Origin of the sequence: Empedobacter sp. GD03865, from assembly GCF_029840775.1 — a bacterium.
GTDB classification, from domain to species: Bacteria; Bacteroidota; Bacteroidia; order Flavobacteriales; family Weeksellaceae; genus Empedobacter; species Empedobacter falsenii_B.
In genome coordinates this window covers 42,410-57,062 of sequence record NZ_JAOCDF010000020.1, presented here as the reverse complement: position 1 = coordinate 57,062, position 14,653 = coordinate 42,410, and the positions used below count along the sequence as shown (strand labels likewise).

The 14,653-nt window shown below is 32.6% G+C and carries 14 protein-coding genes; 6 read left to right on the top strand and 8 right to left on the bottom strand.

The genetic code is table 11. From position 1 onward, the window contains the following. Positions 1–268: 268 nt before the first annotated feature. Together N5D46_RS08975 and N5D46_RS08970 are read left to right on the top strand one after the other, a co-directional pair. Positions 269–1,225, top strand: a complete 957-nt coding sequence (locus tag N5D46_RS08975; RefSeq protein WP_125350177.1) for an NAD-dependent epimerase/dehydratase family protein — start codon at positions 269–271, stop codon at positions 1,223–1,225. A gap of 66 nt (positions 1,226–1,291) precedes the next feature. Further along, a complete protein-coding gene (locus tag N5D46_RS08970) occupies positions 1,292–2,650 on the top strand; it encodes an acyl-CoA dehydrogenase family protein (RefSeq protein ID WP_280049777.1) in 1,359 nt (452 codons plus the stop codon). Positions 2,651–2,696: 46 nt separating this feature from the next. Here N5D46_RS08970 and N5D46_RS08965 read toward each other — a convergent pair whose 3' ends face one another. The 3 genes from N5D46_RS08965 to N5D46_RS08955 all read right to left on the bottom strand — a co-directional run bounded on the left by N5D46_RS08965 (position 2,697) and on the right by N5D46_RS08955 (position 6,784). Further along, on the bottom strand, positions 2,697–3,197 hold the full coding sequence (locus N5D46_RS08965; protein ID WP_280037347.1) for a YqiA/YcfP family alpha/beta fold hydrolase: 501 nt from the start codon (positions 3,195–3,197) through the stop codon (positions 2,697–2,699). Positions 3,198–3,311: 114 nt separating this feature from the next. Next, positions 3,312–6,434: a preprotein translocase subunit SecA gene (gene secA / locus N5D46_RS08960; protein WP_114999722.1), complete on the bottom strand. Its 3,123-nt coding sequence runs from the start codon at positions 6,432–6,434 to the stop codon at positions 3,312–3,314. 128 nt (positions 6,435–6,562) lie between these two features. After that, positions 6,563–6,784 carry a DUF2795 domain-containing protein gene (locus tag N5D46_RS08955; RefSeq protein ID WP_019976296.1) on the bottom strand — a complete coding sequence of 74 codons (222 nt, stop codon included), beginning with the start codon at positions 6,782–6,784 and terminating at the stop codon, positions 6,563–6,565. A 170-nt stretch (positions 6,785–6,954) separates the two neighbouring features. On the opposite strand from N5D46_RS08955, the gene N5D46_RS08950 reads away from it, so the two are divergent. Together N5D46_RS08950 and N5D46_RS08945 are read left to right on the top strand one after the other, a co-directional pair. After that, on the top strand, positions 6,955–7,896 hold the full coding sequence (locus N5D46_RS08950) for a nitronate monooxygenase (RefSeq protein ID WP_280049776.1): 942 nt from the start codon (positions 6,955–6,957) through the stop codon (positions 7,894–7,896). Between the two features lie 61 nt (positions 7,897–7,957). Further along, positions 7,958–8,725 carry a hypothetical protein gene (locus tag N5D46_RS08945; protein WP_181816286.1) on the top strand — a complete coding sequence of 256 codons (768 nt, stop codon included), beginning with the start codon at positions 7,958–7,960 and terminating at the stop codon, positions 8,723–8,725. A gap of 32 nt (positions 8,726–8,757) precedes the next feature. On the opposite strand, the gene N5D46_RS08940 is transcribed toward N5D46_RS08945, so the two are convergent. The 3 genes from N5D46_RS08940 to N5D46_RS08930 form a co-directional block, all read right to left on the bottom strand. Continuing rightward, entirely contained in the window at positions 8,758–9,657 is a 900-nt protein-coding gene (locus tag N5D46_RS08940) for an MBL fold metallo-hydrolase (protein WP_114999717.1), read from the bottom strand. 1 nt (position 9,658) lies between these two features. Further along, positions 9,659–10,114 carry a hypothetical protein gene (locus N5D46_RS08935; protein ID WP_038332187.1) on the bottom strand — a complete coding sequence of 152 codons (456 nt, stop codon included), beginning with the start codon at positions 10,112–10,114 and terminating at the stop codon, positions 9,659–9,661. A 74-nt stretch (positions 10,115–10,188) separates the two neighbouring features. Next, a complete protein-coding gene (locus N5D46_RS08930) occupies positions 10,189–10,674 on the bottom strand; it encodes a TlpA disulfide reductase family protein (protein ID WP_125350184.1) in 486 nt (161 codons plus the stop codon). Positions 10,675–10,791: 117 nt separating this feature from the next. Here N5D46_RS08930 and N5D46_RS08925 point away from each other — a divergent pair, with 117 nt between their 5' ends. After that, positions 10,792–11,259 carry a DUF4268 domain-containing protein gene (locus tag N5D46_RS08925; RefSeq protein ID WP_125350185.1) on the top strand — a complete coding sequence of 156 codons (468 nt, stop codon included), beginning with the start codon at positions 10,792–10,794 and terminating at the stop codon, positions 11,257–11,259. Positions 11,260–11,300: 41 nt separating this feature from the next. Here N5D46_RS08925 and N5D46_RS08920 read toward each other — a convergent pair whose 3' ends face one another. Next, positions 11,301–12,152, bottom strand: coding sequence for an ATP cone domain-containing protein (locus N5D46_RS08920; protein ID WP_125350186.1), 852 nt, complete (start codon positions 12,150–12,152; stop codon positions 11,301–11,303). Between the two features lie 111 nt (positions 12,153–12,263). On the opposite strand from N5D46_RS08920, the gene N5D46_RS08915 reads away from it, so the two are divergent. Continuing rightward, the gene (locus N5D46_RS08915) at positions 12,264–12,848 is read left to right on the top strand and encodes an alkylphosphonate utilization protein (RefSeq protein WP_125350187.1); all 585 of its coding nucleotides are present in this window, start codon (positions 12,264–12,266) and stop codon (positions 12,846–12,848) included. Positions 12,849–12,892: 44 nt separating this feature from the next. On the opposite strand, the gene N5D46_RS08910 is transcribed toward N5D46_RS08915, so the two are convergent. Further along, on the bottom strand, positions 12,893–14,524 hold the full coding sequence (locus N5D46_RS08910; protein WP_280049775.1) for an ABC-F family ATP-binding cassette domain-containing protein: 1,632 nt from the start codon (positions 14,522–14,524) through the stop codon (positions 12,893–12,895). Positions 14,525–14,653: the final 129 nt, after the last annotated feature.

Sequence of the window (14,653 nt, the reverse complement as noted above, 5' to 3'; positions counted from 1 at the left end):
AAGTATTAATAATTCGTGCAATTTTCAACACTTTTAAGGATAAAAATTAACATTTTTAAAACTTTCAAACCAAAACTCTTTATCATTTAAGATATTTTATATTGTAAAAAGCTTATTAAACAGAAAATTTTTCTATATATATCATTCCATATTTATATATTTAGCAAAAAACAATCGATTTCATTATTAATATCTAAATATTATTTTGTTATATCCATATTCAATAGAAAATCTTTAAATTTGGGACCAAACAAAGTAACTTTTTAAGATGGAAACCGATACGATTTTGATCACCGGCGCTTTAGGACAAATTGGTTCTGAATTGGCTGAGAAATTAAAAACCATTCATGGAAAAAATAATGTAATTATTTCTGATATACGTGATCCTAAAGATGTTGATTACGACGGGATTTACGAAGTAATTGATGTAATGGATGCTGATCGAATAAAAGAAGTCATTGCAAAACACAATATTAAAACTGTTTATCATTTAGCGGCTCTACTTTCTGGTACAGCTGAAAAAAATCCAATGTTTGGTTGGAAATTAAACATGGACACTTTACTTACTTTCCTTGAATTAGCGAAAGATAAAGTAATCGATAAAATCTTTTGGCCTTCTTCTATTGGCGTTTTTGGTCCAGATACACCAAAAGACAATACACCACAAAATACAATTCAAACTCCTTCTACAGTTTATGGCATTTCCAAATTGTCAGGAGAATATTGGTGCAAATGGTACCAACAAAATCATAATGTAGACGTTCGTTCTGTTCGCTTTCCTGGTCTTATTTCTTGGAAAACTCCTGCTGGAGGTGGAACTACAGATTATGCAGTTGATATTTATTACAAAGCAATTGAAGATGGAAAATATACTTCTTTCTTGAAAGAAGGAACTTATTTACCAATGTTGTATATGGATGATGCAATAAATGCCATTATTGAATTAATGTCTGCTGATCCAAAACAATTAGGTGAATTTAAATCTTATAATTTAGGAGGTTTAAGCTTCGCACCAGAACATTTAGCAGCAGAAATCAAAAAACATATTCCAAATTTCACAATCGATTATGCGCCAGATTTCCGTCAAGCTATTGCAGATTCTTGGCCGTCTTCTATCGATGATTCTGTTGCAAAAGCAGATTGGGGATTTGAACCAAAATTTGATATCGATAAAATGACAACTACAATGTTAGACAATTTGAAAATAAAATTAGGTAAAGCTTAATTTTTTCTTACAATACAATATTTTAGGAATGCTCTTTGATAATTTTTGGTTAAAAAACCACAAAATATGTCAGGAGCATTTTCTAATTTAAAAAATATCGTCCATCTACTAAAATCTGTTAATTTAGAGCAATTAAATAAAATTTCTCAAAAAGTAGATTTACCACTTTTAATGGAAAACTTTTCGAAACTTGATGATAAACAACTTCAAGGAATGATGAAAATGTTAAATCCAAATAAAAAAAACAAAGAACTTCCTCCAATTGATGGTGATTTCTACGATGTTTTTCACACTTTAACTCCAGAACAACGCGAATTACAATTAAAAGTAAGAGCTTTTATGGAAAAAGAAGTTAAACCAATTGTTAATGATTATTGGCTTCGTGATCAATTTCCTTTCGAATTAATTCCAAAATTTAAAGAACTTAACATTTGCGGCGTCACTTACGACGGTTATGGTTGTCCAAATTTACCTTTTATTATGGAAGGCGTTTTGGCTATGGAAATGGCTCGTGTAGATGCTTCGATTGCAACTTTTTTTGGCGTACAATCTGGTTTGTCTATGGGATCAATTTATATGTGTGGATCGGAAGAACAAAAAGCAAAATGGTTACCACAAATGCAAAAATTTGATAAAATTGGAGCTTTTGGATTAACTGAACCTGAAGTTGGTTCTGGTGCGGCAGGAGGTTTAACAACAACGTGTAAAAAAACAGAAGAAGGTTGGATTTTAAACGGTCAAAAGAAATGGATTGGTAATGCGACTTTTGCAGATTTAGTGATTATTTGGGCAAGAGATTTGGATGATGGAGAAGTAAAAGGATTCATTGTTGAGAAAGATAATCCTGGTTTTTCTGTAGAAAAAATCAAAGGAAAAATGGCTTTACGAATTGTTCAGAATGGCTTGATTACTCTGAAAGATTGTTTAATTACAGAAGAAAATCGTTTACAAAATGCTAATTCATTTAAAGATACAGCAAAAGTATTGCGAATGACAAGAGCTGGAGTTGCTTGGATGGCAACTGGCTGCGCGCGCGGAGCATATGAAAGCGCTTTAGATTACACTCGAAATCGAAAACAATTTGGGAAACCAATTGCTTCTTTTCAAATGATACAAGGACATTTAGTAGAAATGTTATCTAATTTAACAGCAATGCAAACTTTAGTTTTTCGCTTATCTGAAATGCAAGACGAGGGAATTTTACTAGACGAACACGCATCTTTAGCTAAAGTTTTTTGTACAATGAGAACACGCGATGTCGTTTCACGAGCACGAGAAGTAATGGGCGGAAATGGAATATTATTAGAGCATGACGTCGCTCGTTTTGTTGCCGACTCCGAAGCCATTTACAGCTACGAAGGCACAAAAGAAATCAATTCGCTTATTGTAGGTCGATCTATCACAGGATTTAGCGCGTTTGTATAAATAAAATTTAAAAATCCCAATAAATTAATTTATTGGGATTTTTTATCTACTTTTTGTTCTCCAAAAAAGTTTCAAAAGCTTTTTCGAATTCTTCTAATGTGATTAAATGTGTCATTTCAGCATCAAAAATCTGTTCGATATTTCCGTTTTGTTTTTGAAGATTTTCTACAAATTCAATCTGAAATTTTGGTTCGATCACATCATCTTTTAATCCTGTAAAAATTAAATTTGATTTTGTTGGAACTCCTTTTAATAATTGTTCTGGCAAAAAAGGTTTTAAACGTTCTACCGCTATTACAGCAGGATTAAACATCAAAACTGGAACATTTAACAATAATCCCAAATAATAACTTATCATTCCGCCTAAACTTGTCCCTGCAATAAATTCGATTGGTTCCTTTGTAAAATGTTCAATCAAATCTTGAATCAAAGTTGGAGCATTATCGTAATCAATTGATGGTGCATAACATTCTCCCAAAGAATCTAAATATTCTCTCTTTTCATCTGTTACAAAACCTTGGTAGCCGTGTAAGTATGCAAATTTCATTTGTTTAAAATTTTAATAATTTGATACTGAAAACTTTCAGTAGTTAATGTAAAAATACTAAAAAACCCTTTCAGAAAATTTCAGAAAGGGTTAAAGTTATATAAAAAAATCTTTTTAGTTTACTGATTCAGTTTCCTCTACAGATTCTTCTTTTTGAGTATTTGGTAATTCTCCTTTGAACAAGAACGAAATAATTTCTTTGTTCACTGTGTCTAACATTCTTTGGAAGATATGGAAAGACTCTTGTTTGTAAACAACCAATGGATCTTTTTGTTCGTAAACCGCATTTTGAGACGTTTTACGTAAGTCATCAACATCACGTAAATGCTCTTTCCAGTTATCATCAATCAAACTTAATACAACTGATTTTTCGAAATCTTTTATTAAAGTTTTACCTTGAGATTCGTATGCTTCTTTCAAATCACAAACAACTGTCATTTGACGAATTCCGTCTGTAAATGGTACTTGAATACGAGAGAACATATGTCCTTGATTCTCGAAAACATTCGAAATTACTGGGAAAGCTGTTTCTGCAACATATTTCATACGTGCTTTGTAATCTTCAATTGCTGCGTCGTACGTAATATTTGTTAAATCTTTGATTGATTTAGATCTAAATTCATCTTCAGTAACAGGAGTTCCCATTGTAAAGAATTTAATTAAATCTAATTCATATTGATCAAAATCTTCGAAATCTTTGTTAGATTTTACAACAGAAGCCGCAACATCATAAATCATATTTGCAATATCAACTTCCAAACGATCTCCGAACAATGCATTGTGACGACGTTTGTAAATTACTTCACGTTGTTTATTCATTACATCATCATACTCTAACAAACGTTTACGAATACCGAAGTTATTTTCTTCTACTTTTTTCTGTGCACGCTCGATAGATTTTGTAATCATAGAATGTTCAATCACTTCACCATCTTTGTGTCCCATACGGTCCATTAATTTTGCAATTCTTTCTGAACCGAATAAACGCATTAATGAATCTTCTAATGAAACGAAGAATTGAGATGATCCTGGATCTCCTTGACGACCAGCACGACCACGTAACTGACGGTCTACACGACGAGAATCGTGACGTTCAGTACCAATAATTGCTAAACCTCCAGATTCTTTTACTTCTTTCGTTAATTTAATATCGGTACCACGACCAGCCATATTCGTTGCAATTGTTACAGCTCCTGGTTTACCAGCTTCTGTTACAATATCAGCCTCGCTTTTGTGTAATTTTGCATTTAAAACATTGTGATTAATTCCACGTAATTTTAATGCTTTTGATAATAACTCAGAAATCTCAACATTAGTTGTTCCAACTAAAACTGGACGTTTGTCATCTTGAGATAAACGAACAATTTCCTCGATTACTGCTTTATATTTTTCACGATTTGTTTTGAAAACAATATCGTTTTTATCGTTACGTAAAATTGGGCGGTTTGTTGGAATAGAAACAACATCTAATTTGTAAATTTCCCAGAACTCACCTGCCTCAGTTTCCGCTGTACCAGTCATACCTCCTAACTTATTGTACATACGGAAATAGTTTTGTAATGTAATTGTCGCAAACGTTTGTGTAGCTGCTTCAATTTTTACATTCTCTTTCGCTTCAATTGCTTGGTGCAATCCATCCGAATAACGACGACCATCCATAATACGACCTGTCGATTCGTCAACGATTTTTACTTCACCTTCAACCACAACATACTCGATATCTTTTTCGAATAATGTATATGCTTTTAACAATTGGCTTAAAGTATGGATACGCTCAGATTTGATTGAGAAATCACGGAAAAATTCTTCTTTCATTTGAAGAATTTCTTCTTTAGTTTTTCCTGAATTTTCAATTGCTCCAATATTTGTCGAAACATCTGGTAAAATGAAGAAATTCTCATCTTCCATTCCTTTAGACAAATACTCGATTCCTTTATCTGTTAAATCTGATTGATTTTGTTTTTCATCAATAACAAAGTATAAATGCTCGTCAACTTTTGGCATTTCACGGTTATTATCCTGAATAAAATGCGCTTCTGTTTTTTGTAATTGAGCACGAATACCATCTTGAGATAAGAATTTGATTAATGGTTTGTATTTTGGTAAACCACGGTAAACTTGGTATAATTTGAAACCACCTTCTTTTAAATCTCCTTGTTTGAATAATGTTTTTGCTTCGTTTAATGTTTTTCCTAACATCTCACGTTGCATTTGATATAAACGATCAATTTTTGGTCTTAATACATCAAATTCGTGACGATCTCCTTGTGGAACTGGACCAGAAATAATCAATGGTGTACGAGCATCATCAATTAAAACTGAATCGACCTCATCGACAATCGCAAAATTTAATTCACGTTGTACCAAAGCATCTGGTGTATTTGCCATATTGTCACGTAAATAGTCGAAACCAAATTCGTTATTTGTTCCATAAACAATATCAGATGCATACGCATCGCGACGACCTGGAGAGTTTGGTTGGTGATTATCGATACAATCTACTGATAAACCATGAAAAGAGAAAATTGGACGCATCCACGCCATATCACGTTTTGCCAAGTAATCATTCACCGTTACTAAGTGAACTCCACGACCAGTTAGTGCATTTAAGTAAATAGGTAAAGTTGCAACCAACGTTTTACCTTCCCCTGTTTGCATCTCCGCAATACGACCTAAGTGTAAAGCGGTACCTCCAATAAACTGAACATCGTAATGAGACATATCCCATGTTACTTGACGACCTGCTGCATCCCAAGAGTTTTTCCAGATTGCAGTATTATCATCTTTAAGAGAAACGAAATCGTGTCCACGATTTACCAAAACTTTATCAAACTCAGAAGCTGTAACTTCTAACGTTTCGTTTTCAGTAAAACGTTTCCCTGTTTCGCGCATTACAGCAAAAGCTTCTGGTAAGATTTCTAATAAAATCTTCTCTTCTACTTCGTATGCTTCTTTATTGATTTTATCAATTTTAGCGTATAAATCTTCTTTTACACCAAAATCTTCTGTTTCCTCAACTTGTTTTTTTAACTCTTCAATTTGAGTTTTGAAATCTTTAGTCGCATCAGCTAATTTAGCTTTAAACTCTAAAGTTTGCCCTCTTAATTCATCAATTGATAATGAACTAAGCTTTTGACCAGCTTCATTCGCTAAGTCAACATATTTTCGTAATTCTTTTACATCTTTGGCATTCTTATCACCTAAGAAACCTTGTAAAATTTTGTTTAAAATATTCATATTTTTCTGCGTTCTTCGTCAAAATTAGCCACAATATATTTGAGACTAATTAAGATGCAAATATACGTTAACTATGTTAGTTATAGATTATAGAATCGAAAAAAGCCCCAATTTGGGCTTTTTTATTTTTAATATTCGTCCTCGTTCCAAAGGAAATCGTCGTCCGTTGGATAGTCAGCCCAAATTTCTTCAATGCTTTCGTAAGAATCTCCTTCATCCTCAATAGATTGTAAGTTTTCTACAACTTCCAAAGGTGCACCAGTACGAATTGCGTAATCAATTAATTCATCTTTTGTTGCTGGCCAAGGTGCATCACTTAAATAAGATGCTAATTCTAAAGTCCAATACATAGCTTATATTTTTTATTATTAGTAGAGACAATTAAACTCTAATTTATTTTCTAAAATTTGATTTTTTGCAAATCAAATAATCTGCCAAAGTCAAACTGTCAGTATTTATGTTAAAATTAAATTTTTTCGTTCTCTATATTTATTTAATTTTATGCCTAAATATAACGAAAATGGACACGAATATAACAAAATTATTTGCAATAAAATATCCAATTATTCAAGGTGGTATGATTTGGAATAGTGGTTGGCGATTAGCGTCAGCTGTAAGTAATGCTGGAGGACTAGGTTTAATAGGTGCTGGAAGCATGTATCCTGATGTTTTACGCGAGCATATAAAGAAGTGTAAAGCTGCTACAAATCATTCTTTTGGCGTTAATGTTCCAATGCTTTATCCGAATATTGAAGAAATTATGCAAATTATTGTGGAGGAAGGTGTAAAAGTTGTTTTTACTTCTGCCGGAAATCCAAAAACGTGGACAGAAACTTTAAAAAAAGAAGGAATAACTGTTGCACATGTTGTCAGTAGTGCCAAATTTGCATTAAAATCTCAAGATGCAGGAGTGGATGCTGTCGTGGCAGAAGGTTTTGAAGCTGGCGGACATAATGGCAGAGAAGAAACCACTACACTTTGTCTTATTCCGAATGTGAAACGTCAAATCGATATTCCATTAATTGCTGCTGGAGGAATTGGAACAGGTTCTCAAATTTTAGCAGCATTTGCATTAGGTGCAGATGGAGTACAAATTGGTTCTCGTTTTGCTGCAACTCAGGAATCTTCTGCTAATCAAGCTTTCAAAGATGTGATTGTAAATGCGCAAGAAGGTGACACGCAACTTACATTGAAAGAATTGGCTCCTGTTCGATTAATTAAAAACGAATTTTATACTCAAGTTCAAGAAAAATATCAACAAGGTACAACCGCAGAAGAATTGAAAGAGCTTTTGGGTAGAGGACGTTCTAAAAAAGGAATGTTTGAAGGTGATTTGGTGAATGGAGAATTAGAAATTGGTCAAGTTTCGTCATTAATAGATTCTATTCCGACAGTTGCAGAAGTTTTTGACGACTTATTAGTAGATTATCAAGTTGCAAAAGACAAATTAATTCGATTATAATCATCACAATTTCATATTTTTACAAGGATGCTTTTGCATCCTTTTTTAATTAGCATAAATGATGAAACAACTTTTAAATATTTTATTATTCTCTTTTTCGATTCTTAGTTTTAGTCAACAATCTAATCAAGAAAAGTCAGAAAATGGAGCGACCATAAAATGGCAGAAATATGAAATTAACAATAATAAATGGGGCGAACACAAAATAAAAAAAGGTGTTTATTCGCAAACAATTTTCGCAACTGACACAGCAGCTGGTTGGAAATGGCAAACGCCTGGCAAGAAATATGGCGTGGTGGGTTATCCTGAAATTTGGTTTGGAGAAAGTGCTTGGTTTAATTTAACTGACATCAAAACTGATAATTATTTCAAGAATATAAATGAGGTAAAAACATTTGAAGTTGACTATAAAACGAAGTTAGAGGTTAATGACAAAAAATATAATTTAGCTTTTGATTTTTGGTTACACAATTCGCCAAAAGTCGCTCTACAAACCATCGGAATTGAAGTAATGATTTGGGAAGATTACAATAAATTCAAGCCATTTGGCAAAAAAGTAGGAAATGTAATAACCACATTTGGACAATATGATATTTACAGAGGTCATATTATTAAAAAAGATTTGAATACAAGCTGGGATTATATTGCTTTTGTGCGAAAAGAAAAACGAACTTCGGGAAAAGTAAATGTGATGGAGTTGATAAATGAGATGAATAAACGAGATTATATTGGACAAAACGTCTATTTATCTTCGTTTGAATTTGGAACTGAAATTTTAAATTCTACGGGAAATATTTTGGTTGAACAATATGAATTAAAAATAGAATAAAAAAAGCTGTCAAAATTTGACAGCTTTTCGTTTTATAATCTTCCTTGTTCTTTTAATTTCCAATAACGCATTAGTCCATTAACAGACATCCAGCATGGATTGGCATATTCATACACCTGAATTTGATCTTCTGTCAAACCTAAATCTTTATAATTTTTTGTGACATAATCGACAAAAACAGGCACAATTTCTTCGTTCGGAATTTGATCATCATACATTGGTTTGATATAATTTGACCAATCATCCAACGATTTTTCTAATTGATCAAAATGATTTTCTAAATCTTCGTGATAACCATAATGCGTCGGATAAATTCCTTTTGCATTAATTTTTCTCAATTTAGCAATCGATTCTTTCCACAATTCAATATTAATATCTGGCGGCGGACAAGGCGGCACAACAGGTCCGTTTTCAATCTTCACTCCTGCTACATCACCTGTAAAAATAACATCATCTAACACATAAGCATTGTGATGAACAGCATGTCCAGGCGTATAAACAGTCTGAAAAACCGCATCACCAAACTCCACACTTTGTCCATCTGCCAAACCAACCAAATATTCTTCGTCAATTGGTTTCATTTCTCCCCACAAACGATCCATATCATCGCCATAAATCATTTTTGCTGATTCCCACAATTTTTCAGGATTTTTCAGATGTGGTAAACCAATCGGATTTAAGAAAATTGTTGCGCCATGTTCTGTAAATTTCCACGCAGCACCAGCGTGATCAAAATGAATATGTGTAATTAAGATATTTTCGATATCGATTACTCGCCAACCTAACGCTTCAATTCCCGCTTTCAAATTTTCAAAAGTTGAATATGGCCCTGGATCAACCAAGATTGGTCCTTGTTCAGTTTCGATTAAATAAGATGCGATTGCTTCGTTTTCATTCTGAAAATTAAGATCGATTGTATGTATTTTTGGCATGTTATAATATTTCTTCTATGGTATAATTGATTCCATTAAATTCTAATTTATCTCCAGCTCGTTTTCCAACTAAAGCATCAAAAATAGGCGCTTGTGTACTAATTCCAACAAACTTTTTATTTTCCCATTCAAAATCTTTGAAAGATAAACCAATTACAAAATTCACTTTATCTGTAAACACAACATTTCCTTCTGTAATTTCGTCAACCAATTCAGGTTTTAACGCTTTAAAATTTTCTAAATCTTCAGTTGCTTGATTGATACGAACTCGTAAACTTCTCGCTGCATCTGTCGACTGACTTTGTTGTGCAAAATCATCTAACTCTAAACTTGATTCTTCGTCTAAATCTGCTCCTTCAGCATAAATTCGTTCAGATTCTTTTAACGCATCAATTTCATTTTGTTTCAATTGAATTAAATGTTGAATAACATCTTTTCTAATATGTTTTTTATTCATTTTTGTAGTTTTATGTTAGTATAAACTTACAAAAAATAAAAAACTCCTAAAAGTATTTTCAGGAGTTTTATCGTTTAATTAAGATATTCGGTAATGTAATCTTCTAATTCAAATTTGGTCATGGCTTGATCATGAAAAACAACTTTTTCTCCTTTATTGTAAATGATTGTCACAGGAATATTTCCTGCCCATTTCGGATCAAATGACGGAATCCATTCATTCATTCGTTTGGTATCATCCAACAAAACAACTTCTGCATTTATCTTATTGTCAACCATAAATTTCTTTACTTTATCGATAATTTTTGGTCGATCCAACGAAACCAACAACATCTTGAAATTTGGATTGTCTTTGTATTTTTCATTAATTTCCATAAACGCAGGAATCTCCTCTACACAAGGTGCGCACCACGTTGCCCAAAAGTTAACCACCACAATTTGATCTTTATAATTTGCTATTTTTTCGTGCAAAGCTTCATATTTTACAGTTTCTACAGATTGTGCATTTACAGTAGAAAAAGCCAAAATTCCCATTAAACCAAGGAAAGAAAATAGTTTCATATTTACTTTTTAAAAATATTTGTTCAAATGTAATAGAACAAGAATCAATCCAAGCTATTTTTCTCGAAATTTTGTTGAATAGAATATTAAACCGATTTTTGTAAAAAAATAATCAATTTGTTTTCAAAAGAAGATGCTTATCGCATAAAAAAGGATTTTTGGATTTCGTATGGAACGTATATGAAATTGCAGATGAATGCCGAAGGAACGCGTATTAATTGGATAAATTACAAAACGGATATAAAAGGTGTTTATTTTAGAACGGATGTCGAACGCAAGTTTGCAGAGGTTTCGATTGAAATTTCGCATCCAGATCCGTCAGTTCAACTGATGATCTATGAACAGTTTGAGGAATATGAAAATGTTTTGGAAAATTATCTTGGCGAAAAATGGATTTGGACAAAAGAAGATTATGACGAAGACGGAAAAATGATTTCGACAATAAAAATACGTTTAGAAAACATTAGTATTTTTAGAGAAACCGATTGGCCGCAAATTATTCCGTTCCTAAAAGATCGAATGATTAATTTGGATGAATTTTGGTGCGATCACAAAGATAGTTTTGAGATTTTTAAAGAATTATAAAGCAAAAGAAGCTCAATATTGAGCTTCTTTTTTATTTCAGTTTAAGCAATTTCGCACGTAAAATTCTCGATTTCTAACAATTCATTCGTTTCTTCCAAAACTTCGTTTCGTTGTTCTTGAGACAAATTTAATGAATCTAAAAACTTATTATTTTGTTTTAAATCTTTCACCAAAATACATTCTTTTGACAAAAGAACTTTTTCTTGCTCTGGCGTCAAAGTCGTTAAACATGTAATTGGATACAAAGCCGCATTATCAACCAAATATTTGATACTATTTGTTTCTGGATAATCCCAAGAAATTAATCCAATTCCATAATAATTTGCAAAATCTATACTATCAGTTGTCAAATAAGCATTTGTTACCAAGAAACCTTTTGTTGGTTTCATATCTCGTCCAAAAAAATGATACGTATGACCTTCTACATCTTTCATTCGTGATAAAAAATACATCGGTGTTGTCACCGAAATTTTGGCATCTTCGTCATTTCTAAATTTACATTCACAGAAAAGTAACTGATCACCTTTAGAAGCCACCACATCTATTTCGTGCGTTACCGCATTTCCTTGTACAATTTCTGAATGCAAAGATTGATATCCTGCCGCTTGCATCACTTTTCCAATCCACTTTTCGAAATAGTATCCTTCTGGTCCCAAATCTCGCAAAGCTCTTTTCAAGCTATAACGCGCCGCATACGAATTTCTATAATTTTTGAGATGGGCAAAAGCAATTTTATACAATTCTCTTGTCGGAATACCCTCGTAAAGATCTTTCGAAACTAATTCGAAAACTTCTTCAACTTCCTCTTTTTTTGCGCCAGATTTCGTTAATGAACGTTTTAAAGCTTTTGGATTATATGGAATTAACTCACCTGAGTTTTTCTTTACTAACATATTTTAAGGTTGAATTTTATTCTTAACGAATTTAAATAATTCTGATTAAAAATCCTTAAAAGTTTAAATTCTAAATATAAGGTTATCTTTGCAAAGCTTTAAAATCAACATATGAAATTAGAAACATTTTTACAAGAAAGAAGTGGCAACCAATGTGAGTTGACAGGATTTACAGAAGATTTAGCTATTTATGAAGTGAATCCTGATGCAAGTAGTAATCCAGACAGAAATGTCTATATAACTCAAAAATGTATTAATCAGATTGAAAAAAGAGAAGAATTGGATGCATCTTTTTGGGAATCATTCTTACTTTCTTCTATGTGGAGTGAGGTTCCTTCTGTACAAGTGCTTTCTTGGAGAATATTGAATCGCTTTAGAAACGAGTCTTGGGCTGCTGATGCTTTAGACATGATGTATTTAGATGACGAAAATATGGAGTGGGCAAAAGCTTCTGGAGATCATGAAGGAGATGGGAGTGTTGATTTGCACAAAGATAGCAACGGGAATATTTTGGTGAATGGAGATACGGTGACATTGATTAAAGATTTGGATGTAAAAGGTTCTTCTATCAATGCAAAAATTGGAACTGCTGTTCGAAACATTCGTTTAGTTCATGATAATACCGAACAAATTGAAGGAAAAGTTGACGGACAATTAATCGTTATTTTAACGAAATTCGTGAAGAAACAAGCATAAAAAAATCCACTCAGTTGAGTGGATTTTTTGTTTTTATCTAAAATTTACTTTTCTATTTCTTTCAAGTTCTCCATTTTCTTTGTTGCAAGAAAACCTTTGATATCTTCGAAATGTTCTTTGACACGTTTATTTCCAAATTCGAAAACTTTCTCTGCCAATCCATCTAGGAAATCACGATCGTGAGAAACTAAAATTACTGTTCCTTCAAATTCTTTCAACGCATCTTTGATAATATCCTTTGTTTTCATATCCAAGTGATTTGTTGGCTCATCTAAAATCAAGACATTATAAGGTTCTAACAACAATTTTACCATTGCCAAACGTGTTTTTTCTCCTCCAGAAAGCACTTTTACTTTCTTATCGATATCATCACCTTTGAACATGAATGCACCCAAAATATTTTTAATTTGTGTTCTGATATCACCTTCTGCAATGCGATCTACAGTTTTGAAAATAGTTAAATCTTCATCTAATAAAGCAGCTTGATTTTGAGCAAAATATCCGATTTGTGCATTATGACCAATTTCTAATTTTCCTTCAAAATCAATTTCATTCATAATCGCTTTAATCATTGTTGATTTTCCTTCACCATTTTTCCCAACCAACGCCACTTTTTGTCCTCGTTCGATGACCATATTTGCATCCTTAAACACAATATGATCACCATACGATTTATCTAAATTTTCGACTACAACAGGATATTGCCCAGAACGTGCAGCCGCAGGGAATTTCAATTTCAAAGCTGAAGTATCAACCTCATCAACCTCGATAATATCTAACTTTTCTAACATACGAACGCGTGATTGTACTTGTTCTGTTTTAGAGAAAGTTCCGCGAAAACGTTCGATAAATAATTTATTTTCGGCTATGAATTTTTGTTGCTCATCATAAGCTTTTTGCTGATGAATTCTACGATCTTGACGCAACACTAAATAGTCAGAATATTTGGCTTTGTAATCATAAATTCGTCCCATTGTAACTTCAATAGTGCGATTTGTAATATTATCGACAAACGTGCGGTCGTGCGAAATCACCATAACAGCTTTGGCTTGATTTTTCAAGAAATCCTCTAACCATTGAATTGATTCGATATCCAAGTGGTTTGTAGGCTCATCTAATAAAATCAAATCAGGTTTACGCAAAAGAATTTTAGCCAATTCGATTCGCATACGCCAACCTCCCGAAAACTCAGAAGTTGATCGATCCAAATCTTCTTGCGCAAATCCCATTCCTTTCAAAACCTTTTCCACTTCGGCTTCGTAATTCACTTCTTCTATCGAATAAAACTTTTCACTAACTTCTGAAACACGCTCGATTAGCTTCATATAATCATCACTTTCGTAATCAGTTCGTACAGTTAATTGCTCATTTAATTCATCAATTTCATTCTTCATTGATAAATATTCAGCAAAAGCTTTTGACGTTTCTTCGCGAACAGAACAATTATCTTCGGTTAACAAATGTTGCGGCAAATATGCAATTACCGCATCTTTTGGTGCTGAAATATTTCCCAAAGAAGGTTTATTGATTCCTGCAACAATCTTAAGTAAAGTAGATTTTCCTGCACCATTTTTACCCATTAAGGCAATTTTGTCATTTTCGTTTATCACAAAACTAACTCCACTAAACAACGTTGAAGAACCGAATTGAACGGCAATATCATTAACTGTAATCATAAATTTTATCGAATAATTGCGGCAAAGATAATCGAATGAGAAAGATTAATTATTATCAATAGGATTTAGAATCGTATTATTTTTACCACTGAATCGATTAAATTGTATATTTATCTAAACATTAATACT